We start from the raw sequence: 21,637 nt of genomic DNA, 5'->3' as shown, positions 1-21,637 counted from the left end.
AGGAGCCGCCGAGGCGCTCCGCAGCCGAGCGGGGGTGCGCCGGTGACCCGCAGAGTCGTCATCACCGGCATCGGGGCCGTCGCCCCGGGCGGCGTGGGCGTCAAGGCCTACTGGGAGCTGCTGACCTCCGGCCGCTCCGCCACCCGCACCATCACCCACTTCGACGCCTCGCCGTTCCGCTCGCGGCTCGCCGCCGAGGTCGACTTCGACCCGCGCGCCGCCGGGCTCAGCCCCCAGGAGATCCGCCGCCTCGACCGGGCCGCCCAGTTCGCCGTCGTCAGCGCCCGGGAGGCCCTCGCCGACAGCGGCCTCGACCTCTCCGCCCACGACCCCGGCCGGATCGGCTCCACCCTCGGCAACGCCGTCGGCTGCACCACCAGCCTGGAGCGCGAGTACGTCGTCGTCAGCGACGGCGGCCGGAAGTGGGAGGTCGACCACACGTACGCGGTCGCCGACCTCTACCGCCACTTCGTGCCCAGCTCCATGGTGGCCGAACTCGCCTGGCAGGCCGGCGCCGAGGGCCCCTCCGCCGTCGTCTCCACCGGCTGCACCTCCGGCCTCGACGCCCTCGGGCACGCCGCCGAACTCATCCGCGAGGGCAGCGCCGACGTGATGATCGCCGGCGCGACGGAGGCCCCGATCTCCCCGATCACCTCTGCCTGCTTCGACGCCATCCACGCCACCACCCCGCGCAACGACGAGCCGAACGCCGCCTCCCGGCCGTTCGACCTCACGCGCAACGGCCTCGTCCTCGGCGAGGGCGCCGCCGTCCTCGTCCTGGAGGAGCTGGAGAGCGCCCGCCGCAGGAACGCCCACATCTACGCCGAGATCGCGGGCTACGCCTCGCGCTGCAACGCGTACCACATGACCGGACTCAAGCCCGACGGACGGGAGATGGCCGAGGCCATCGACCGCGCCCTCGGCGAGGCCCGGATCTCCCCGGACGCCGTCGACTACGTCAACGCCCACGGCTCCAGCACCAAGATGAACGACCGTCACGAGACCGCCGCCTTCAAGCGGAGCCTCGGCGCCCACGCCTACGACGTACCCGTCAGCTCCATCAAGTCGATGATCGGGCACTCGCTCGGCGCCATCGGCGCCCTGGAGATCGCGGCCTGCGCCCTCGCCATCGAGCACGACGTCGTCCCGCCCACCGCCAACCTCCACAACCCCGACCCCGACTGCGACCTGGACTACGTGCCGCTGACCGCGCGCGACCACCGCACCGACGTCGTCCTGAGCGTCGGCAGCGGCTTCGGCGGCTTCCAGACCGCGATGGTCCTCGCGAACCCCGACAGGAGGAACCCGTGACCGCGGTAGTGACCGGCATCGGCGTCACCGCGCCCAACGGCCTGGGCGTCGAGGCCTACTGGAAGGCCGCGCTCGACGGGCGGGGCGGCCTCGGCCCCCTCACCCGCTTCGACGCCACCTCGTACCCCACGCGGATCGCCGGCGAGGTCGACGGCTTCGACGCCGCCGAGCACCTGCCCAGCAGGCTGATACCGCAGACCGACCACATGACCCGGCTCGCCCTGAAGGCCGCCGACGAGGCGCTCGCCGACGCGGCCGTCGACACCGCCGCGCTCGACGAGTACGGCATGGGCGTCATCACCGGCGCCTCCGGCGGTGGCGTCGAGTTCGGCCACCGCGAGCTCCAGAACCTGTGGAGCAAGGGCAAGGAGTACGTCTCCGCCTACCAGTCCTTCGCCTGGTTCTACGCCGTCAACACCGGCCAGATATCCATCCGGCACGGGCTGCGCGGCCCCAGCGGCGTCCTCGTGTCCGACCAGGCCAGCGGCATCGACGCGCTCGGCCACGCCCGCCGCCAGCTGCGGCGCGGCACCGGACTCGTCGTCTCCGGCGGCGTCGACGGCGCGCTCTGCCCGTGGGGCTGGGTCGCCCAGATCGCCACCGGCCTGCTGAGCCGCGTCGACGACCCCGAGCGCGCCTACCTGCCGTTCTCCGCAGACGCGTCCGGCTACGTGCCCGGCGAGGGCGGCGCGCTCCTCGTCGTCGAGGAGGCCGGGGCGGCCCGCGCCCGCGGCGCCCACCAGGTGTACGGGGAGATCGCCGGATACGCGGCCACCCTCGACCCGAAGCCCGGCTCCGGACGGCCCCCCGGCCTGGAGCCGGCGATCCGCACGGCCCTCGCGGAGGCCGGTGCGGCCCCCGCCGACGTGGACGTCGTCTTCGCCGACGCGTCCGGCGTACCCGCGCAGGACCGGACCGAGGCCGAGGCGCTCGCCGCCGTCTTCGGCGCGCGCGGCGTGCCCGTCACCGCGCCGAAGGCCGGTACCGGACGCCTCTTCGCCGGCGGCGGCTCCCTCGACACGGCCACCGCGCTGCTCGCCCTGCGCGACGGCGTGATCCCGCCGACCCCGTACGTCGACGCCCCCGACCCCTCGTACGGACTCGACCTGGTCACCGGCACCGCCCGCGAGGCCCGCCTCCGCACAGCCCTGGTCGTCGCCCGCGGCCACGGCGGCTTCAACAGCGCCGTCGTCCTGCGCGGGAGCGACCGGTGAACGGCGCGGCGCCCGGCGCGACGGGCCCGGTGAGCGGGGTGACGGGCGGGGCGACGGGCCCGGTGAGCGGGGTGACGGGCGGGGCGACGGGCCCGGTGAGCGGGGTGACGGGCGGCGCGACGGGCCCGGTGAGCGGTGTGACCAGCGGCGTGACCAGCGGGGTGGCTTCCGGCGGCCCCGTGGCGCCCACGCCCGTCATCCTCATGCTGCCGGGGCAGGGCTCCCAGTACCCCGGCATGGCCCACGGCCTCTACGGCACCGAAGCCGTCTTCACCGGGGTCGTCGACGAGGTCCTCGAACTCCTCGGGGCCGAGGGACGGCGGGTCCGGGACGACTGGCTCGCCGAGCGGCCCCTCGTCGACCTCGACGACGTCACCCGCGCCCAGCCCCTGCTCTTCGCCCTCGACGTCGCCTACGGCACCCTCCTCGCCTCCTGGGGCGTGCGGCCCGCCGCGCTCGTCGGACACAGCGCCGGCGAGTACGCGGCCGCCGTCCTCGCCGGGATCATGAGCCTGCCCGACGCGGTGGCCGTCCTCGACGCCCGCGTACGGGCGCTCGCCGCGGCCCCGCGCGGCGGGATGGCCGCCGTGGCGGCGAGCCCGGCGCTGCTCACGCCCTGGCTCACCTCGCAGGTCGTCGTCGGCGCGGTCAACGCCCCCACCCAGGTGATGATCGCCGGACCCGAGCCCCATCTGTCCGCCGTCACCGACGCCCTGGACGCCGGATCCCTGACCTGGATGCGGACCAAGGCCACCACCGGTTTCCACAGCCCCTCCGTCGAGGCGGCCTGCGCGAGCACCCTGCCCGCGTACGAGCGGATCGCCTACCGGGCGCCGCGGACCGTCGTGGTCTCCGGATACACCACGCGCCCCCTGACCGCACCGCGGCTGAGCGACCCGTCGTTCTGGGCGATGCAGCCGGCCAGGACCGTCCTCTTCGGCCCGGCGCTCCACCACCTCCTCGACGGCGCGGGGCCCGTCGGCGGCGGCCCGTTCCTCCTCGTCGAGGCCGGCCCCGGGCAGGGGCTCTCCATGCTCGCCCGCCGCCACACCGCCGTCACCCGGAACGGATCGGCCGTCGTACCCCTCTCCCCGGTACGGGCGGGCGCACACCTCGACCGCAGGCAACTGGTCACCGCGGCCGGGAAGTTGCGGGCCCACGGGCATCGGCTCGGGTGGCGCGCCCCCGCCTCGGAGGACCCCACCACCCCTTCCCCCTTCCCCACCCCTTCGACGCGAGAGCGAGAGGAACAGAGATGGACAGCAACAGCGGGCGTCGCGTAGCACTCATCACCGGCGGCACCAGCGGGATCGGTCTCGCCTGTGCCGAACTCCTCGCCGAGCAGGGGCACGCGGTCTTCGTCTGCTCCCGCAACGAGGACGACGTCCGCGCCGTCGTCGACAAGCTCCGCGGCGCCGGTCACGAGGCCGACGGCGTCCGCGCCGACGTCACCTCCAAGCAGGACGCCAAGGACGTGGTCCGGGCCGCCGTCGACCGCTTCGGCCCCCTGCACGTCCTCGTCAACAACGCGGGCCGCGGCGGCGGCGGCATCACCGCCGAACTCTCCGACGAGCTGTGGGAGGACGTCATCGAGACCAATCTCAACGCCGTCTTCCGCCTGACCCGCGAGGCGCTCACCACCGGCGGCATGCTGGAGCGCAAGGCCGGCCGGATCATCAGCATCGCCTCCACCGGCGGCAAGCAGGGTGTCGTCCTCGCCGCCCCGTACTCCGCCTCCAAGCACGGCGTCGTCGGCTTCTCCAAGGCCCTCGGCCTGGAGCTCGCCCAGGCCCGCGCCGGCATCACCGTCAACGCGGTCTGCCCCGGCTACGTCGAGACGCCCATGGCCGGCCGGGTGCGCCAGGGGTACGCCGACCACTGGGGCACCACCGAGGAGCAGGTCCTGGAGCGCTTCCAGGCGAAGATCCCGCTCGGCCGCTACTCCACCCCGGAGGAGGTCGCGGGACTCGTCGGCTACCTCGCCTCCGACACCGCCGCCTCGATCACCGCGCAGGCCCTCAACGTCTGCGGCGGCCTGGGCAACTACTGACCGCACGCGGCGCGCGGCCGCCCCACAGCCGCCCGCACCCTCCTCCCGGCGCCGCCCCCCTGCGGTGGCGCCGGCCCCCCGCCACCGGAAGGAAGACCGCCTTGTCCACGACCGCCCCGACCATCCATGTCACCCGGCACGAGACCGTCGTCGCAGCCCCGCCCGAGGAGGTCTTCGCCCTGGTCGCGGACGTGACCCGGTGGCCCCAGGTCTTCGGGCCCACCGTGTACGCCGAGGTGACCCGCGACGACGGTACCGAACAGGCCCTCCACATCTGGGCCTTCGCCAACGGAGAGGTCCGCTCCTGGGCCTCGCGGCGCACCCTGGACCGGACCGCGCGCACGATCGCCTTCCGCCAGGTCGTCTCCTCGGCCCCGGTGGCCGCGATGGGCGGCGAATGGCGGGTGGAGGCCGATCCGGCCGGCGGCTGCCGGGTGGTCCTGCTGCACGACTACGCCGTCGTGGACGACGACCCCCAGGCCGCCGAGTGGGTGGCCAGGGCCGTCGAGACGAACAGTGTGAAGGAGCTGGCCGCCCTGCGGGACACCGCCGAGCAGGCCGCCGCGGCGGCCGCCGGCGGCGCGGGGGGCGAGGGGGAGGAACTGACCTTCACCTTCTGCGACAGCGAGCGGATCAAGGGCTCCGCCGAGGACGTGTACGCGTTCCTCGACCGGGCCGACCAGTGGCCCGCCCGCCTCCCGCACGTCGCCGCCACCCGCTTCACCGAGGAGGAAGGCGGCATCCAGGTCCTCGACATGGACACCCGCAGCCCCGACGGCTCCCTGCACAACACCCGGTCCGTCCGCGTGAGCTTCCCCGAGCGGGGACTGCTCGTCTACAAGCAGCAGAAGGTGCCGCCGGTGATGGCGGGCCACACCGGACGCTGGACCGTCGTCCAGCACGGGGACGAGGTCACCGCCACCTCCTGGCACACCGTGACCCTGTCCCCGGCCGGCGTCCGGCAGGCCCTCGGCGAGAACGCCACGCTCACGGAGGCCCGCTCCCTCGTGCGCCACGCCCTCGGCACGAACAGCTCCACCACGCTTCGGCACGCCAAGGCGTACGCCGAGGCCGCCCGGGCGTGACGTGATGGGCCCGGGGGGTGGGCCCGGGGCGACGGTTCCGGGGGCTCTGGAAGTCCCGGCGGCTTCGACGGCTTCGGGGGCTCTGGGTGCTCCAGCGGCTTCGGAGGTCCCGGCGGCTCCCGTGGTTCCGGTCGGGGCGCGGATCGATGTCGTCGAGGCCTCGCTCGGGGATCCGCGCGACCCCGCCAACCCCGTCGGCTGGGCCGCGGTGCTCGCCGCCGACGAGGCGCGCGTCCTGCCACCGGCGGGCCTCGCGCTCTACGACCGCCTCGGACTGAACGCCGAGTTCGTGCCGGCCTCCCTCGGAGGCCGGCTGCGCGGCACCGACGAGCTCGGGCCCGTCCTGCGCGCCCTGTTCCGCCGCGACGCCGCACTGGGCGTGGGCAGCGCGCTCACCTCCTTCATGGCCGCCACCGCGGTCTGGGCCTTCGGCGACGACACCCAGCGGGCCAGGACCGCCGAGATCCTGCTCGCCGGGGGCCGTGCCACCATCGCGTACCACCGCTTCGCCCACGGCAACGACTTCGTCAGCGACGAACTGCGCGCCCGGCGCACCCCGGACGGCTATCTCCTCGACGGCCGCAAGCGCGCCGTCCACAACGCGCAGGACGCCCGGCTGGTCGTCGCCTTCGCCCGGACCGGCGAGGGAGAAGGGACCGGCGGTGGCGAGGGTGTCGGCGGTGACGGCGGGCATTCGCTCTTCCTGCTCGACCCGGCCGCCCTCACAGGCCCGCGGGTGCGCCGCGGCGAGACCCGCCGGGCCCCCGGGATGCGCGGACTGCGCGTCGGCAGCCTGGAGTTCACCGAGCGCCCGCTGCCCCGTACCGCGCTGCTCGGCAGCTGGGGCGGCGGTGTGCGCCACAGCCTCTCCGTCTTCCCGCTCATCCACGCGGCCGTGCCGTCCATGGTCATCGGGGTCTCCGACACCGCCCTGCGCACTGCCGCCCACTACGCCGTGGAACAGCGGCCCTTCAGCCGTCCGCTGCCGCAGGTCTCGTACGCGCGGACCGCCGTCGCGGGCGCCTTCGCCGACCTCCTGCTCGCCGACGCCCTCGCCCGCACCGCGGCCCGGGCCCTGCACCTGCTGCCGGGCGGCTCACCCGTCCTGGCCGCCGCCGCCAAGTACCTGGTCCCGGCCGGGGTCGAGGAGAACCTCAACGCCCTCTCCGTGATCCTGGGCGGCGCCTTCCACGCACGGGACGGCGCCTACGCGATCCTCCAGAAGCACGTACGGGACTTCCCCACGGTCACTTTCGGCCATGTGGGCAACGTCGTCTGCCAGACCGTCATGGCCCAGCACCTGGGCTGGATCGGCAGCGGCCGCTGGACCGGCGAAGCGCCCCCGCCCGCCGCGCTCTTCCGTGCGGGACCCGTGCTGCCGCCGCTCGACCCCGCCGTGTTCACCGCCGCCGACGGCCGGGACGGGCTCTGCGCCCTGCTCGCCGAGGCGCCGGGCGAACCGCGCCTCGCCGGCGCCGATCCCGTCCTGCGGACCCTGCGGGCCCAGCTCGGGCTGCTCGCCGCCGAGACCGTCCTCCTCCAGGAGGCCTGCGCCGGCCTCGGCAGGTTCGGGGCGGGCCGCTACCCGTCCCGGGTGTTCCCGCTCACCGACCGGTACGCCCTGCTGCTCGCCGCCGCCGCCGGCTTCGGCGTCTGGCGGGAGAGCCCCCGCGACGACCGGGCCGCCGACCCCGGCTGGCTCGCCGTGGCCCTCCACCGGATCCTGCGCCGCCTCGGCAGGGCCGCCCCGCCGCTGCCGCCCGAGGCCGAGACGGCCCTCTGCGAGGAGGTCCTGCGCCGGGCCGCGGAGTCCCGCAGCTACGACCTCGACGACCGGGTGCTCGCGGGATGAGTGTTCCTCGGCATGTGCCAGGGCCCGGCGGGCCCTGGGCGCCGGTCGTCCGGGATCTGGCGCGGTGCGGCACCGCCGTCGTGTGGTCCCGGGTGGCGCCGTGGCACCCCGCCCTGACCCCGCCCGCCCGGCTGCGGGTGCTGCTCGGCGACGACCGGGCGCGGTACGAGGCCCGGCACGGGGCCGACGCCGAGCGGTTCGCCGCCGGCCGGCTGCTGCTCAAGTACGCGGCGGCGCGGGCCCTGCGGGTGGAGCCGGAGGGCCTCGAACTGGCCTACGGCCTCACCGGCCGGCCCCTCATCCGCGGCAGGCCCGGGGTCGCGCTGAGCCTCAGCCACACCGGGGACCTGCTGTGCGTCGCGGTCACCGTCGTCGGAGGCGTCGGCGTCGACGTGGAGAGCGCGGACCGGCGGCTGTACGGCACGGGCCTGGAACCCCGCATGTGCGCGCCGTCCGAACGGGACGCGCTCGCCCGGCTCCCGGAGACGGACCGTGACGCCCGGCTGCTGCGGCTCTGGGTGCTCAAGGAGGCGTACACCAAAGCCCTGGCCCAGGGGCGGCTGCTCCCCTTCACGTCCTTCGGCTTCCGGCCGGACGGAGGAGAGGCGGCTCTGCTCCGGTACGACGGGACACCCGTCGCCGACCCGGCCTGGCGGTTCACGGTGCTGCCGCTGGCCGGCACCCACCTCGTGGGACTCGCGGTGCGCGACACCCGGCAGCAGAGCGATGTGGAGTGTTCAGATCCGCTCGATCGGCCGTCGAGGAAGACGGCCGAGAATCTCCTTGTAAGTGAAGCAAGTGCATCAACTGACTCAACAGAGCTTGTAGGGAAAGGACTTCCACCATGGCCCGGCTGACGCTTGACACCCTGTTGCAGATCCTCCGTGAGTCCGCGGGCGAGGAGGAGGGCGTGGACCTGGGGGGCGACATCCTCGACACCCCCTTCGTGGAGCTCGGTTACGACTCGCTGGCCCTGCTCCAGGCGACCGGCCGGATCGAGCGCGACCTCGGGGTCGCCCTGCCCGACGACGTGGTGGCGGAGGCGGAGACGCCGGCGCTCCTCCTCGCCCTGGTCAACGGCGCGGAGGCCCTGCCGGTGGCCGCTTGAGCGGTACGGCTGTGACAGAGGGGCGGGGCCCGACCACCGGAAGGTGGCCGGGCCCCGCCCCTTTCGCCGTGGGCCCCGGGCCGGGGCCTGCGGAGACGGCGGAGACAGCGGAGACGGCGGAAGGCGGGCATGACCGTGCCCCGGTCACGGGGGATGAGACCGGGGCACGGAGTCGGTGTGGGCGGTGCGGGCGGTGCGGTCAGAGCGCGGACGTCGGCGGCAGGTCGTCGCGGTCGACGTGCCGGCCGAGGATGCGCAGCGCGCCGTCCTCGCGGTTCAGGACGTCGGTGACGAGCGTGCTCGCCAGCAGGGCGGGACCGCCCTCGCGGGGCGTCGAGACCACGAGGACGTACGAGCGGGCGAGCACGGTGCCGTCCTCGCGCGGCTCGACGGTCAGCTGCGTCAGCATGTGCCGGTGCTGCACGCCCTCCGCCGTACGGGCCGCGAACATCGCGGTCACGGCGGGCAGGATGACGGCGCGCGAGACCACCGGCTCGGGGCGGGCGTTGGAGCTGAAGGAGCCGTTCACGGCGAAGCCCTCGGCCCAGGCGACCGCGTCGCCTCCGTCCCCGGCCTGGAAGTGCCGGGCGTAGAACTCCTCGACCTCGTGGCGGAGTGCGATCCGCGCTCCGGTGGCGGGGGCGTCGGACTGGACGGTCGGCATGGTGTTCCCTCCGATGGTGGGGCGGTCGGCGGCCGGCGGACGCGATCGGCCCGTACCGCTGCCACCACGGTCGCCGGGACGGCTCGAAGGGGGCTCGGCCGCTGCTGAAGAGTGGCCGGTTCACAGTCCCTCCAGGGACGTACGAGGACGGCGGCCGACGATGGCGAGCGACCGCCGTAGGGCCTGTCTGACAATTCCCTTCGGGTCCGGCCCGCCCGGCACGCACGCTCGCCGCGCGGCCGTGACGCCCCCGTAGTCCCCCGTAGCCCTTCGGGCACGGGAGGGACCCCCACCGCTACGAGGACGCCCCGGCCGCACGCCGATCGCACGCACCGAACGACCCGGCCTATCCGACGCCAATTGTCAGACAGGCCCTAGCCCTGATCGCGGCCTCCGCCCCGCCCCGACTGCCAAGGAGCCTGCCCATGCCTCTGATCGATCTCTCCTCCCCGGTGGACGGCGAGTTCTGGGAGCCGGACACCGTGACGCACACGATCATGTCCGCCGAGGAGGGCGCCCGGCACATGGCCGAGGGCATGAAGCGGGCCTTCGGCATCGACTTCGACACCTCGGTGCTGCCCGACGGCGAGTTCCTCACCAACGACTTCCTGACCCTCACGGCGCACACCGGCACCCATGTGGACGCCCCCGCCCACTACGGGTCGCGCGGCACCTACGGCGTGCCCCGCACCATCGACCAGATGCCGCTCGACTGGTTCCACCGCCCGGCCTTCGTCCTCGACCTGCGGGACGCGGGCACCGGCACGGTCGACGCCGACCGGCTGCGGAAGGCCGTGGCCGACATCGGGTACGAGCCGCAGCCGCTGGACATCGTGCTGCTCGACACCGGAGCCGCCGCCCGCGTCGGCACCCAGAGCTACTTCACCGACTTCACCGGGCTCGACGGCTCGGCCGTGCGGTACCTGCTCGACCTGGGCATCCGGGTGATCGGCACCGACGCCTTCAGCCTGGACGCCCCCTTCGGGCACATCATCAAGACGTTCCAGGAGACCGGCGACCGCGACGTGCTGTGGCCCGCGCACTTCGCCGGCCGGGAGGTCGAGTACTGCCAGATCGAGCGGCTCGCCGGCCTGGAGAGCCTGCGGCGCCCGTTCGGCTTCACCGTCACCTGCTTCCCCGTCAAGATCGCCCGTGCCGGGGCCGGCTGGACCCGGGCGGTGGCGCACGTCCCGGAGTGAGCGGCGTGCCGCGCCCGGAGTGAGCGGTGCCATGTCCCGGAGTGAGCGGCGTGCGGGACGCGCGGCGGGGCGGAACCCTTTCCCAGGGTTCCGCCCCGCTCCGCGTCCGCCGTCCGCCGGTTCAGCCCTGCGGCGGCAGGTCGTCGCGCAGCACGTCGCGCCGGCGCACCCGCCACCCGCCGTCCACCGCGACGACCTCGTCCTCCATGACCGTGCTCAGGTGCGTCTCCGGGGCGCCCTCCCGGGCCGTCTCCACCAGGAGCACGTACCCGCGGGTGGCCAGGGCCCCGTCGGCCAGCTCGGTCACGGCGAGCGAGGTCAGCAGGTGCCGTCGTACGACCCCGTCGGCCCGGCGCGCCGCGCCCAGCCTGCGGGTCGCCTCGCGGATCCGCTCCCGGCCCTGGACCGGAGCGGGCAGCGCGTTGCTCCGGAAGACGGTGTCCTCGGTGAACGTCTCCGCGTACGCGTCGACGTCGTCGCCGTCGGCCGCGTGCATCTGGCGGGCGTAGAAGTCCAGGAGTGACTGGCGGCGGGCGGCGGTAACGGACACGGAGACTCCTCGGTCGGGGTGTGCGGGGTGTGCGGGGTGTGCGGGGCATGGGACGTGGGCGTGGGGCTGGGCATGGGACGTGGGCGTGGGGCGTGGTGACGCAGGCTGGCCCCGGCGCCTCGGCGGGCGCTCGGGCGGTCCTTGTTCACCAGCGCTCGACGTCCGCTCAAGGACGCCTGGAGAGGCTTCCGGGACCTGTCGGGTGAACAGAACGGGGAGTCGTCGTGGTCGTACAGCGTCGTGAGTTCTCGGAGGGCGCGCCGGTCCTGCTGGGCGAGCTGCCGCGCGAGGCCGCACGCCGGGCCGGGCGGCACCTCGCCGTGGAAGCCGCCGGCACCGCCCTGACGTACGCGGAGCTGGACGCGCGGGTCGACGCGATCGCCGCCCGGCTCGTCGAGCTGCTCGGCACCGAGCGGCGCGAGGTCGTCGCGGTCTCCTCGGTCCTCGGGGCCGACTTCCCCGCCGTCTACTACGCGGTGGCCCGCGCCGGTCACGTCGTCGCGCCCGTCAACCCCTTCCTCCCGCCGCCCGTCCGGCAGGGCCTCCTCGGCTCCGTCGGGGCCGCGGCCGTCGTGCTCCCGGCGGAACTGCGGGCCGCGGTGGGCCCCGCCCTGGCCGGGGTGCCGTCGCTGCGGGCCGTCCTGAGCTTCGAGGAGCTGCCCCGCACCGCGGGGGCGGAGGCGGGGGCGTACGAGAGCGTCCCGGCCGGACCCGACGACATCGCCGCGATCATGTTCACCAGCGGCAGCACCGGCCGCCCCAAGGGCGTCGCCCTGACCCACCGCAACCTGCTCACCGGCGCCCGGCAGATCGGCGCGGCGCACGGCGTCGGCGCGGACGCCGTCGTCCTGAACGCGCTGCCGCTCTACCACCCGATGCACCTCAACGCCGCCGTCACGGCCGGTGCCACCCAGCTCCTCGCGGCGGGCCGCGACCCGGCCGGCGCGGTCCTGCTGGCCCGGGAGCGGCGGGCCACCCACTTCTACGCCCTGCCCGTCCAGCTGGCCGGCCTCGCCGAGCACCCCGAGCCGGGGGCCCTGGCCCTGCCGGACGTCCGGCTCGTCGGCACGGGCGGGCTCCCGCTGCCGCCCGCCACGGCCCACCGCCTGGCCACGTCCTTCGGCGCGCCCCTCGTCCAGGGGTACGGGCTGACGGAGACGGCGGGTCTCGCCCACTCCGCCGGTGCCGCCGGCGCCCCCGAGGGTTCGGTCGGCCCCGCCCTGCCGGAGGCCGCGACCCGGATCGTCGACCTGAGCACCCGGGAGCCGGTGACGGACGGCGGGCTCGGCGAGATCGAGATCAGCGGCGCGCACGTCGCCCTCGGCTACGTCTCGCTGGACGCCCAGGGGCGGCTCGCGGTGGCCCCGGCCGCCGGGCCTGACGGCTGGTTCGCCACGGGTGACGCGGGCCGGCTCTCGCCCGAGGGCGACCTGTACGTCCTCGACCGGGTCGTCGACCTCTACCACCACGAGGGCGCGCTCGTCTCGCCCGGCCGGGTGGAGCGCCGCCTCGCGGCACACCCCGCCGTCCGCGAGTGCGCGGTGCTCGGCCTCCCCGCGCCGGGTGCCCCGTCCGCGACCGGTCCGCTGCTGACCACGGCGTTCGTGGCGGTACGGGACGGGGCCGAGGACACCTGGGAGGAGCTGCTCGCCGCCGGGGACACGGACGGCCCCGAGGCCGAGCGGGTGCACCGCGTGGTCCGCGTCGGCGCCCTGCCGCGCCTGCCCAACGGCAAACTGGACAAGGCGGCCCTGCGTGAACTCGGCACCCGCCCCGCCGTGGCGGCGGTCTCCGGATGACGGACGTCAGGCCCGAGGTCGTACGGCGGCCTGTCGGGGCGACGCGCGACCGCCCCGACGGCTACCGGCACCGGCTCGCCGATCCGCTGCCGAGCCCCCGCGACATGCTGGCCGCCGTCGTCGCCGGAAAGCTCCGGCCGGACCGGTCGCAGGCCGCGCTCATCCCCGTACACCCGGAGCGGCACGGCGGGTTCGGCGCCGGGCCGGAGCCGGACGTGACCTCGGCCCGCTGGGTCGGGCACGCCACCTACGTCGTACGGATCGGCGGGCTCACCGTGCTCACCGACCCCGTGTGGTCGTCCTCCCTCCTCGGCGCGGGCAGCCGGCTCACCCCGCCGGGAGTGGACTGGGACGCGGTCGGGACGGTCGACGCCGTCGTGATCAGCCACAGCCACTACGACCACCTGGACGCCCCCACGATCGACCGACTGCCCCGGACGACACCGGTGTTCGTGCCCGCCGGGCTCGGACGCTGGTTCAGGAAGCGGGGGTTCGGCACGGTCACCGAGCTGGACTGGTGGGAGGAGGCCGAGCTCGACGGGGTCGCGTTCGGCTGCGTCCCGGCCCGTCACTGGAGCCGCCGCGGCCCCTTCGACCTGTGCCGCACGCTCTGGTCCGGGTGGGTGCTCTCGGGCCCCGGGCACCGGGTCTACTTCGCCGGGGACACGGCGTACGGACCGCACTTCGCGCAGATCGGGGAGGCCTACCCCGGCATCGACCTGGCGCTGATGCCGATCGGCGCGTACGAGCCGCGCGCGCTGCTCTCCCACGCGCACGTCAGCCCTGAGGAGGCCGTGCGCGGCTGCCTCGACGCGGGCGCCGCCAGGATGGCGACGATGCACTGGGGGACGTTCGCCCTGTCGGGCGAGCCGCTGCTCGACCCGCTCGAACGGGCCCGCGCCGCCTGGCGGGAGACCGGCCGCGACCCGGCGGACCTGTGGCCGCTGGCCGTGGGGGAGGGGCGGTCGCTGCCGACGGGGCCGTGAACGGCGATCCGTACGCGCCGGACGGAATGTGAGGGCACTCCGTCCGGCGCGTACGCGTGCGGGGGCCGCCCGGGCCGCCGGCCGGTCAGCGGCCGCGGGGCACCGAGCGCCAGGAGCCGGCCGCCTGCGAGGTGTGCGACCTGCTCCAGCGCGCCGCGCGGTCGGTCCCGGCGCTCTGCGGGCGGGGCGGCTCGCGGTGCAGCGTCGCGAGCAGGGCGGCGGTCACGGCGGCGACCTCCTCCGGGGTGGGGTTGCCGTTCAGGATCCGCAGGGGACGGACCGGCGTGGCGGTGGACTCCGCCGGGTGCGGCGGCAGCGGGAACGGGGTCGATGCGCTCATGACGGTGGCCTCCTGCGGGGGAGGGGCGAGCCCCTCGGACGGGCGTTCTGACGGGCGGACGGACGCGGATGTGGTCGGGCGGCGAGCCGCGCGACCGGCCGGCCGGCCGGCCGGCTGACTGGCGGGCGGTGTGCGGAGGGCGAGGACGGGCCCCGGGGCAGGCGTACGAGCCCAGCTGTACGGGGCCCCGCCGGACGGCAGGTGTACGGGGAGGGGCCGGCCGCCTTCTATCCGGCGGCGAGGTCCTCCAGGCGGCCGGCGAAGGTCTCGGGCGAGGGCAGGTCGGCGATCGCGGAGCGCAGCCGCTGGGCGGTCGCCAGGGCCCGGCCCCCGTAGAGGAGGTCGGCGAGGTGGCGGCGCAGCCGCAGCGAACTCCCGGTCTCCCAGGGCTTTTCGGCGGCGACGAGCCGCCGTCCCGCGCCGATCCGGTCCAGCCGGTCGCCCGCCGGGCGGGCGTCGGCGATCACCAGCTGTGTGACGCCGTGCGCGGCGGCCTCCAGGGTCACGTCCGGCCCGCCCTCGTGGGCGACGGCCACACAGGTGGCCATGACCGGGCCGAGCAGCTCCGGTTCCGCGAACCGGACCCGGGACCCGAGGGCGCCGCCCATGCGCTCCCGCTCGGCGGCGGGCACCAGGACGATCACCTCGACGTCCAGGCCGAGCGCGGCCCGGGCGACGAGCAGCAGCCGCTCGGGCGACCAGGATTCCGGTGAGCCGGGCGGGCCGGGACGCAGACACACCCGCAGCAGGTGGTGCGGCTCACGCAGCGCGTACGGCAACTGCCCGGCGTGGCAGGTGGGCTGGCGTACGGACAGGGTGTCCGCGTCGGCGGCCCGACCGGCGCCCGTCCCGGCGCCGCGCAGCCCCGGGGGGCAGGGGTCGATGCGGACGGGCGCCGGCCCGTCGGTGCTCCGGTGATCGAGCGGTGTCCACCGCACGACGCGCGCGCCGGGGGGCACCCCGGCTGTCGCGCCGTCCTCCGCGGACACCACCAGGTCGGGCAGCCAGCCGCGGTCCGGCGGCGACGTGCCGCGCAGCGCGGCGGAGAGGGGCGCGCCGGGCGGCCCGGCCGTGCGGACCTCGTGGCCCGCGGCCGCGCAGGCCTGTGCGGCGGCCGTCATCGCGAGCAGATGCGAGACGGAGTGCCGCGCGGTGAACAGGACACGCATGGGTTCCCCCTCCGGCCGCGCCGTGCGCTTCCTCGCGCACGCTCTTGCGACCAGAGGACCCCCAGGCGGTCCAGCCTCGTTAGGGAGACGCTGGAGTCCGGAGGTCAGGCCTGGTGGGAGGCCTGCCCGGCGTGCTCCCGCAGCTCCTGCCCGAGGCGCCGGAGGTCGGGCGAGGGGAGCAGCCCGAAGCGCTCGTCGAGGCGGGCCGTGATCTTCTCGTACACGGTGAGCGCGCCGGCCACGCGGCCGGAGCGCGCGAGCGCGGTCATCAGCAGCCCGTGCAGGGCCTCGTGGTGCGGGTGCTCCTCGACCAGGGCGGACAGCTCGGGCAGCAGCCGCTCCCCGGCGCCGAGGCGCAACTCCGCGGTCAGGCAGCGCTCCAGCACGTCGGTTCGGCTCTGCTCCAGGCGCATCGCCTCCAGGCCGAGGGCGGGACCGTCCTGGACGCCGTCGAGGGCGCGCCCCTTCCACAGGGCGAGGGCCTCCCGGAACAGGGCGGCCGCGGCGGTGTCGTCGCCGGTCTCGAAGGCCGACTGCCCCTGGGCGCACAGCCGGTCGTAGGCGTGGACGTCGACCGTGCCCTCGCCGACGAGGAGGGCGTAGCTGCCGGGGCGGGTCACGAGGACGTCCCGGGCGGCCCGCGGGTCGTTGAGGGCCTGGCCGATGAAGTTGCGGAGCTGGAGCACGTACGTCTGGACCGTGATGTGCGCCTTGGGGGCGGCGGTCGGCCCCCAGACCTCGTCGACGACGGCGGAGACCGGGACGGCCTGGCCGGCGTGGAGGGCGAGCAGCGCCAGGATCCGGCGGGGCTTCCGGGCGCTCGGGGTGATCGGTACGCCGGCGATGGCAGCGGAGAACGGGCCCAGCATGTCGATCCTCATCGATGCCTCCTCCTGGTCGTGGGCTCCACCGTCGCACGCGCCCGCACCGAGGGACCAGTGAGACCGAAACAGGCCAGGGATGAACCGCGCCCGGCCACACCATGAAGAATTCATGGCCCCGGTTCATGACCTCGCTTCACGGCCGCGGTTCATGACCTCGCTTCATGGCCCCGGTTCATGACCTCACTTCACGGCCCCGGCCCGGGACTCACAGCCAGCCGGAGGTCTGCGCGATCCGGATGGCGTCCACCCTGTTGCGGGCACCGAGCTTGTACACGACGGCGGTGAGGTAGTTCCGGACGGTGCCGGCCGAGAGGTAGAGCGCACCGGCGATCTCGTCGACGTCGTCGCCCTCGGCCGCGAGCCGCAGGACGTCCGCCTCGCGCGGGGTCAGCGGGGACTCGGCGGCGCCGAGCGCGGCGAGCATCAGCTGCGGATCGAAGACGCGCTCGCCCTTGGCGATGGCGCGGATCGCCTCGGCGAGCCGGCCGGGCTCCGCGTCCTTCAGGAGGAAGCCCCGCACCTGTGCGTCCAGTGCCCGGCGCAGATTGCCCGGCCTGCCCAGGCTGGTGAGGATGAGTACCTTGGCTTCGGCGCCCCGCTGGTGCAGGGCCTCGGCGGCCGCGATGCCGTCGACGCCGGGCAGTTCGATGTCGAGGACGGCCACGTCGGGCTTCAGCTCCTCGACGCGCGGCACGATCTCACTGCCGGTCTCCAGCTCGGCGACCACCTCGATGTCGGGCTCAAGGGAAATCAGTTCCACCAGAGCACGGCGCAGCATGCGCATGTCTTCGGCGATCAGGATTCTGATCAAGCTTCGTTCCACCCCCGCGGAATCCGTGGACTCCGTGCGTACTCGCACGACGGGGATGGAGCGTACTGGCTATTTTCGATCGCCGCGCGGGGACAATTCGGCCGGATTCATGCGGCGGCGGAGGCGGCGTGGGAACTGCCGCCTCCGCCAGTATCGAGAGTTAACCCGATCTTTAGGAAGTACTGGGAAGTAGCCAGGACGGGTCGCTCACCGGGTCGTGCCCGGGATCAGAGGAACAGCGCGACCGGGTTGAGCTCCTCGTACGGCGTGGGGGTGGCCAGCCTGCCGAGGCTCACCGGCACGTCGTACAGCCGGCCGGGGGCGAAGCGGTCCCAGAAGTGGCGCATGCCCGGCACGATCACCTTGACCACCGGGAGTTCGACGTCGGGACGGGTCTGGTCCAGGACCAGGAGCTCCATGCCCCGCTCGCGCACCGCCGCGGCGATCGCGGCGATGTCGTCGCGGAGGTCCGTACGCGGGGTGTACGCGAAGTCGGCGGGGCCGCGCAGCGGGGCCTGCGGGTCGGGCAGCAGGTAGGGGTGGGCCGCCGCGGTGGCCGTCCGCCACCAGCTCAGCAGCCGTTCGTCCCGGCAGCCGTACCCGGTGCCGTCGGCCCGGACCTCGGCGACGGCCGGCATCATCTGGTTCGCCTCGGCGAGCGCGCGGCACAGCGCGATCTTGGGGTCGAAGTGGGCGCCGAAACCGAACAGCATGTCCTCGGCGGGCTTGTCGGTGCGCCGGGTGACGGCGGCGAAGGTGGGGACGCCGAAGTCGGCGGTGACGTCGAGGACCCACACCTCACGGCCGAGGGAGGCGTGCAGCTCCCGCATCCGGCCGATCCAGGGCTCGTCGAAGGCGTCGAGGTCGACGGCGGCGTGCCGGGTGCGGTTGTACCACCAGAGGGCGACCGCGTCCCGCTCGACCAGCTCCAGGAAGCCCTGGACGATCGCGTCCTCCCGGCTGCTGCCGGCGGCGTTGCCGTTCGAGTCGGCCTGGACGTGCCCGAGGCCCGGGGTGCGCGGGGCGTCGAAGTAGAGCAGCGCGGTGGGCAGCAGGCGGTGTTCGCCGCGGGTCAGCGACCAGACCGGCGTCCAGTCGACGGGCGCGTCCTCGTCGAAGGGCTCCATGCCCTGACGGGGGTCGTACAGCTGGCAGGCGGCGGGGTGGACGGCCCGGTCCGCGACCTCGCGCCAGCTCGCCCGTACGGTCGGTTCGTCGCCCTCGTACATCCCCGAGTGCCGCTCCAGGGACTCGCACAGGGCGCCGACCCGGGCGTCGAGCTCGGTCATGCCCTTGCCGCCGCTCTCGCTGCGCAGCTCGGAGGCGGGCCCGGTCAGACCGCGCGGCCCCCGGGCGTGGTTGTGTCCGGCGCGGAAGGAGTTGAGCCCGGCGGGGCCGCGGGTGTCGCGCTGCACGGCCTTGACGACGCCGGTGATGGGGCTGATGAGGTGCTCGTGGCGCCGCAGGGTCTGCTCGGCGGTGGCGGAGCGGTGGCCCGAGCCGGTGAGGTCGGCCTTGGGGCGCGAGCGCACGGTGACGGGGGCGAGGACCCGGCGCGCCACCAGGCCCGGGTCGCCGCACCCGGGGCACTGCGGGCGGGCCCGCAGCGCGTGCACCCGGGTGGTGAGGCCGAGGGTGTCGAAGGTGAGGACGCCGTCCTGGCCGGGGTGGCGGTGCCCGCCCAGCCACTTCACGCACTCCGCGACGGCGAGTTGGTTGCCGAGGAGGAGGCTCGCGGGCGTCTCGGCCGGCGGATGCGTGACCGGGCGGCCCAGGGCGTGGCGCAGGTGGGTCTCGGCGCCGCGGTGGCCCGAGAGCCGGTGGGACAGGCACTGCCAACAGGGTCCGTCGCCGGGCCGGAACAGCGGCCCGATCCAGGGGGTGGTGCCGTGCGGCTTCGCGAGCAGCCAGGGCGTGCCGGCCGCGCGCTGTTCCGCGTCGACCTCAGCGAGCTCGGGGTCGAGGTAGTTGTCGCAGACGACGAGGGTGAGGTCGGCGGGGGAAGGGGCGGTGTCGCCTTCGGTGCCAGTGCCAGTGCCAGTGCCAGTGCCAGTGCCGGTGCCGGTGCTGGTTCCAGTGCCGGTGTCGGTGCTGGTTCCGGTTCCAGTGCCGGTTCTGGTTCTGCTTCTGGCTCCGGCGTCGATGTCGGTGCCGTCCCGCAGCAGCAGGCCCGACGCGACGCAGGCCTGCTCGGCGGACCGGGCGTCGGCGCCGCCGACCGCCCGGACCCGCACGGTGGAGAGCGATAACGGGCCGGGAGCGCCCGCCAGTTCCCAGTACGCGGCGGCCGCCGCCGCCGTGGGGGTCGCCGGCACCGGGTCGCGGGTCAGGAGGTCGGCCTCGTTGAGACGGCCGATCGCCAGGGCCACGTCCCGGGGCGAGCAGTGGGGAGAGGCGTCGGCGACGAGGGACCGGAAGTCCCTGGTGCCGTCGAGGAGCGGTGCGACGACCGCGACCCGCGCGTCGTCGAAGGCGGTGATGCCCCGTTCGGAGATGACGTACGTCGCTTCACCGGGCACGACCTCGGCCCGCAGATGCTCCTTGAACCCCATGCGCATGCTGTGCCCCTCCCCGTGTCGGACGTACGGAATCAGTGGCCGGCCGAGGACAGCGGGGCGAGGGCGGCGGCGGGCAGGGCGCGGATGCAGAAGGTGAGCAGGGTGGTGCCGTCGGGGGCTATCGCGGCGTACTCCTCGGTGACGGCGCCGAGCCCGGTGGTGGCCGGGATGACCGGGGCGGTGTCGCCCTCGTCGAGGTCGATGCCGGACTCCTTCAGGACGGCGTCCGGGTCACTGGCGTAGCGGGCGGCGAAGGCCGGGTCCACGAAGGTGTGGAGCATGAGCTCGGCGAAGGCCAGCTCCTGCTCGATCGAGCCGATCTCCAGGGCCGTGACGACAGACTTGTTCATGGCAACTCCCGTGATGTCAGCGGTTGGTGAGGCCGTGAGGCTCGATAGGAGTAGACGAAACTTCGCGACTTCTCCACAAGTGATCGCTTCACCCTCACCGACGTGAGATTTTCACCACGGCGACAAACCGCTCCAGCGGTCGGATTGAACCGCGATACGGACATCCGGACGACGTCGATCCGGCCACGGAGCGACATGAACCGGATCCGTGTGGTTATGATCCGGCCATGGTGGCCCCGGGGGAGGGGCCGACAGGGGGCTGGATCCGATGACAGTACAACGCGCCTCTCGCCTGAGACTCACCTCGCTGCGGCCGGGTGTCATGGAACGGTCCGGCGGCAAAAGGGAGTTGTCGGCCATCAGTTCAGCGGCCCCCGCTCCCCGCATCGCCAACGTCCTGGTCGTGGTGGTCTTCCTCGGCTATCTGCTGATGCAGGCCGTGAACGTCCTCGAAGCCTCGCCGGGGAGGTCGGAACTGACCGCCTCTCTCGCTATTCCGCCCGTGCTCGCCGCCCTCCAGTACGTGCACTTCGCACCGCACCTCGCGCACCTCCGGCAGCGCCTGCACCCGTGGTCCCTGATCCTCCAGGCGCTGGTCACCTTCGTCCCGTTCGCCCTCTTCGGCTGGCAGTGGGGCGGCATGGCGGGCTTCCTTGCCGGATCGTTCCTCCTCCGGCTCTCGCCGGTCCTGGGCTGGACGTTCTACGGGCTCACCGTGGCCGGCGTCATGGCCATGTCGACGACCGAACAGCTGCGGCTCGTCGACACCGCCTACATGGGCGTCTCGACCGCCCTCACCGGCCTCGTCCTGTACTCCATGGCCCGGCTCGCGATGCTGGCCACCGCCATCCACGACTCGCGCGGCGAGCTCGCCCGCATGGCCGTCGCCAGGGAGCGCCTCCGGTTCGCCCGGGACCTGCACGACCTGCTCGGCTACAGCCTCAGCTCCATCACGCTGAAGAACGAGCTGATCCACCGGCTGATCACCAGCAACCCCCAGCGCGCCTGCGAGGAGGTCACCGAGGTCCTCGTCATCTCCCGGCAGGCCCTGGCCGACGTCCGCGAAGTGGCGCGCGGCTACCGGGACATGTCGCTCCTCGTCGAGGCCGAGTCCGCCGGATCGGTGCTGAAGGCGGCCGGCATCAGGGCCGAGATCGAGGTGGAGTGCACGGGCCTCTCGTCGATCGCCAACACGATCCTGGCGACCGTGCTGCGGGAGGGCGTCACCAACGTCCTGCGGCACAGCCAGCCCCGTACCTGCTGCATCACGACCAGCGCGGACCCCGAGCGGAAGGGATTCGTCCGGCTCCAGATCGTCAACGACGGGGTGGGGCAGAAGGGGCTCGTCGACTCCGACAGCACCGGCACCGGACTCACCAACCTGGCGGCCAGGGCCGCCGCCGTGGGCGGCCGGCTGCGCAGCGGGACGGACCCCGACGGCACCACCTTCCGGCTCGTCGTCGCCGTCCCGGCGGACGCGGCCGCCGTGAAGGACGGTTTAGCCCTCCTGACGGAGGACCCCGGAACGGCCGAGTGCCACGCCGAGCCTCCGGCGGCCGCCCCGTCCCGTCTGGAGTCCCGGCGCAGTGCCTGACCTGGGAGCGGGGCGGGGCGCGAGCCGGGGATCGGGCCGGAGTGCGGGCCGGGGAGCGGGCCGGGAAGTGAGCCGGGGAGTGAGCCGGGGAGTGAGCCGGGCGGCGAGTCCCT

Annotated in this window: 20 protein-coding genes; 12 read left to right on the top strand and 8 right to left on the bottom strand. The window is 74.6% G+C overall.

The genetic code is table 11. The annotated features are described in order from the left end of the window. Positions 1-42 precede the first annotated feature (42 nt). The 8 genes from ACWFR1_RS06080 (at position 43) to ACWFR1_RS06045 (ending at position 8,620) form a co-directional block, all read left to right on the top strand. Complete coding sequence (locus ACWFR1_RS06080; RefSeq protein WP_453546995.1) at positions 43-1,311, top strand: beta-ketoacyl-[acyl-carrier-protein] synthase family protein; 1,269 nt, start codon at positions 43-45, stop codon at positions 1,309-1,311. Beyond that, on the top strand, positions 1,308-2,525 hold the full coding sequence (locus ACWFR1_RS06075) for a ketosynthase chain-length factor (RefSeq protein ID WP_453546992.1): 1,218 nt from the start codon (positions 1,308-1,310) through the stop codon (positions 2,523-2,525). Before ACWFR1_RS06080 ends, ACWFR1_RS06075 begins: the two co-directional genes overlap by 4 nt. Then, the gene (locus ACWFR1_RS06070) at positions 2,522-3,808 is read left to right on the top strand and encodes an acyltransferase domain-containing protein (protein ID WP_453546990.1); all 1,287 of its coding nucleotides are present in this window, start codon (positions 2,522-2,524) and stop codon (positions 3,806-3,808) included. The genes ACWFR1_RS06075 and ACWFR1_RS06070 overlap by 4 nt, the downstream gene beginning before the upstream one ends. Further along, complete coding sequence (locus ACWFR1_RS06065; protein WP_453546988.1) at positions 3,781-4,575, top strand: SDR family NAD(P)-dependent oxidoreductase; 795 nt, start codon at positions 3,781-3,783, stop codon at positions 4,573-4,575. The genes ACWFR1_RS06070 and ACWFR1_RS06065 overlap by 28 nt, the downstream gene beginning before the upstream one ends. Before the next feature lie 101 nt (positions 4,576-4,676). Beyond that, positions 4,677-5,660: an aromatase/cyclase gene (locus ACWFR1_RS06060; protein ID WP_453546986.1), complete on the top strand. Its 984-nt coding sequence runs from the start codon at positions 4,677-4,679 to the stop codon at positions 5,658-5,660. 121 nt (positions 5,661-5,781) lie between these two features. Then, positions 5,782-7,512, top strand: coding sequence for an acyl-CoA dehydrogenase family protein (locus ACWFR1_RS06055; protein ID WP_453546984.1), 1,731 nt, complete (start codon positions 5,782-5,784; stop codon positions 7,510-7,512). Further along, entirely contained in the window at positions 7,509-8,369 is an 861-nt protein-coding gene (locus ACWFR1_RS06050) for a 4'-phosphopantetheinyl transferase family protein (protein WP_453546982.1), read from the top strand. The genes ACWFR1_RS06055 and ACWFR1_RS06050 overlap by 4 nt, the downstream gene beginning before the upstream one ends. Beyond that, positions 8,357-8,620, top strand: a complete 264-nt coding sequence (locus ACWFR1_RS06045; protein ID WP_453546979.1) for an acyl carrier protein — start codon at positions 8,357-8,359, stop codon at positions 8,618-8,620. The genes ACWFR1_RS06050 and ACWFR1_RS06045 overlap by 13 nt, the downstream gene beginning before the upstream one ends. A gap of 199 nt (positions 8,621-8,819) precedes the next feature. On the opposite strand, the gene ACWFR1_RS06040 is transcribed toward ACWFR1_RS06045, so the two are convergent. After that, positions 8,820-9,284 (bottom strand): nuclear transport factor 2 family protein, encoded by a 465-nt coding sequence (locus ACWFR1_RS06040; protein ID WP_453546976.1) that lies wholly within the window; start codon positions 9,282-9,284, stop codon positions 8,820-8,822. Between the two features lie 425 nt (positions 9,285-9,709). Between ACWFR1_RS06040 and ACWFR1_RS06035 the strand changes: the two genes are divergently transcribed. Next, positions 9,710-10,483, top strand: a complete 774-nt coding sequence (locus tag ACWFR1_RS06035) for a cyclase family protein (protein ID WP_453546974.1) — start codon at positions 9,710-9,712, stop codon at positions 10,481-10,483. 121 nt (positions 10,484-10,604) lie between these two features. On the opposite strand, the gene ACWFR1_RS06030 is transcribed toward ACWFR1_RS06035, so the two are convergent. Continuing rightward, positions 10,605-11,033 carry a nuclear transport factor 2 family protein gene (locus tag ACWFR1_RS06030; protein WP_453546972.1) on the bottom strand — a complete coding sequence of 143 codons (429 nt, stop codon included), beginning with the start codon at positions 11,031-11,033 and terminating at the stop codon, positions 10,605-10,607. A gap of 224 nt (positions 11,034-11,257) precedes the next feature. On the opposite strand from ACWFR1_RS06030, the gene ACWFR1_RS06025 reads away from it, so the two are divergent. Both ACWFR1_RS06025 and ACWFR1_RS06020 read left to right on the top strand, forming a co-directional pair. Continuing rightward, positions 11,258-12,832, top strand: a complete 1,575-nt coding sequence (locus ACWFR1_RS06025; RefSeq protein ID WP_453546970.1) for an AMP-binding protein — start codon at positions 11,258-11,260, stop codon at positions 12,830-12,832. Next, a complete protein-coding gene (locus ACWFR1_RS06020) occupies positions 12,829-13,818 on the top strand; it encodes an MBL fold metallo-hydrolase (RefSeq protein ID WP_453546968.1) in 990 nt (329 codons plus the stop codon). The genes ACWFR1_RS06025 and ACWFR1_RS06020 overlap by 4 nt, the downstream gene beginning before the upstream one ends. Before the next feature lie 85 nt (positions 13,819-13,903). Here the strand turns inward: ACWFR1_RS06020 and ACWFR1_RS06015 are convergent, their stop codons facing one another. From ACWFR1_RS06015 to ACWFR1_RS05990, 6 genes are all read right to left on the bottom strand, one after another. Beyond that, the gene (locus ACWFR1_RS06015; protein WP_453546966.1) at positions 13,904-14,158 is read right to left on the bottom strand and encodes an acyl-CoA carboxylase epsilon subunit; all 255 of its coding nucleotides are present in this window, start codon (positions 14,156-14,158) and stop codon (positions 13,904-13,906) included. A 227-nt stretch (positions 14,159-14,385) separates the two neighbouring features. After that, entirely contained in the window at positions 14,386-15,327 is a 942-nt protein-coding gene (locus tag ACWFR1_RS06010; protein ID WP_453546963.1) for a glycosyltransferase, read from the bottom strand. 104 nt (positions 15,328-15,431) lie between these two features. After that, positions 15,432-16,208, bottom strand: coding sequence for an AfsR/SARP family transcriptional regulator (locus ACWFR1_RS06005; protein ID WP_453546961.1), 777 nt, complete (start codon positions 16,206-16,208; stop codon positions 15,432-15,434). A 208-nt stretch (positions 16,209-16,416) separates the two neighbouring features. Then, positions 16,417-17,022, bottom strand: a complete 606-nt coding sequence (locus ACWFR1_RS06000; protein WP_453546959.1) for a response regulator transcription factor — start codon at positions 17,020-17,022, stop codon at positions 16,417-16,419. Between the two features lie 227 nt (positions 17,023-17,249). Continuing rightward, positions 17,250-19,580, bottom strand: coding sequence for a TOMM precursor leader peptide-binding protein (locus ACWFR1_RS05995; protein WP_453546956.1), 2,331 nt, complete (start codon positions 19,578-19,580; stop codon positions 17,250-17,252). A gap of 32 nt (positions 19,581-19,612) precedes the next feature. After that, a complete protein-coding gene (locus tag ACWFR1_RS05990) occupies positions 19,613-19,930 on the bottom strand; it encodes a hypothetical protein (protein WP_453546954.1) in 318 nt (105 codons plus the stop codon). 268 nt (positions 19,931-20,198) lie between these two features. Here ACWFR1_RS05990 and ACWFR1_RS05985 point away from each other — a divergent pair, with 268 nt between their 5' ends. Continuing rightward, positions 20,199-21,524, top strand: coding sequence for a sensor histidine kinase (locus tag ACWFR1_RS05985; protein WP_453546952.1), 1,326 nt, complete (start codon positions 20,199-20,201; stop codon positions 21,522-21,524). Positions 21,525-21,637 lie beyond the last annotated feature (113 nt).

It is taken from the genome of Streptomyces sp. NPDC055103, from assembly GCF_053607625.1.
This window is presented reverse-complemented; position numbering and strand designations above follow the sequence as displayed.

Coding starts and splice junctions, on each gene's coding strand:
- ACWFR1_RS06065 (WP_453546988.1), top strand. CDS start 3,781: ATGGACAGCAACAGCGGGCGTCGCGTAGCACTCATCACCGGCGGCACC.
- ACWFR1_RS06050 (WP_453546982.1), top strand. CDS start 7,509: ATGAGTGTTCCTCGGCATGTGCCAGGGCCCGGCGGGCCCTGGGCGCCG.
- ACWFR1_RS06045 (WP_453546979.1), top strand. CDS start 8,357: ATGGCCCGGCTGACGCTTGACACCCTGTTGCAGATCCTCCGTGAGTCC.
- ACWFR1_RS06040 (WP_453546976.1), bottom strand. CDS start 9,284: ATGCCGACCGTCCAGTCCGACGCCCCCGCCACCGGAGCGCGGATCGCA.
- ACWFR1_RS06035 (WP_453546974.1), top strand. CDS start 9,710: ATGCCTCTGATCGATCTCTCCTCCCCGGTGGACGGCGAGTTCTGGGAG.
- ACWFR1_RS06020 (WP_453546968.1), top strand. CDS start 12,829: ATGACGGACGTCAGGCCCGAGGTCGTACGGCGGCCTGTCGGGGCGACG.
- ACWFR1_RS06015 (WP_453546966.1), bottom strand. CDS start 14,158: ATGAGCGCATCGACCCCGTTCCCGCTGCCGCCGCACCCGGCGGAGTCC.
- ACWFR1_RS06010 (WP_453546963.1), bottom strand. CDS start 15,327: ATGCGTGTCCTGTTCACCGCGCGGCACTCCGTCTCGCATCTGCTCGCG.
- ACWFR1_RS06005 (WP_453546961.1), bottom strand. CDS start 16,208: ATGAGGATCGACATGCTGGGCCCGTTCTCCGCTGCCATCGCCGGCGTA.
- ACWFR1_RS05995 (WP_453546956.1), bottom strand. CDS start 19,580: ATGCGCATGGGGTTCAAGGAGCATCTGCGGGCCGAGGTCGTGCCCGGT.
- ACWFR1_RS05990 (WP_453546954.1), bottom strand. CDS start 19,930: ATGAACAAGTCTGTCGTCACGGCCCTGGAGATCGGCTCGATCGAGCAG.
- ACWFR1_RS05985 (WP_453546952.1), top strand. CDS start 20,199: ATGACAGTACAACGCGCCTCTCGCCTGAGACTCACCTCGCTGCGGCCG.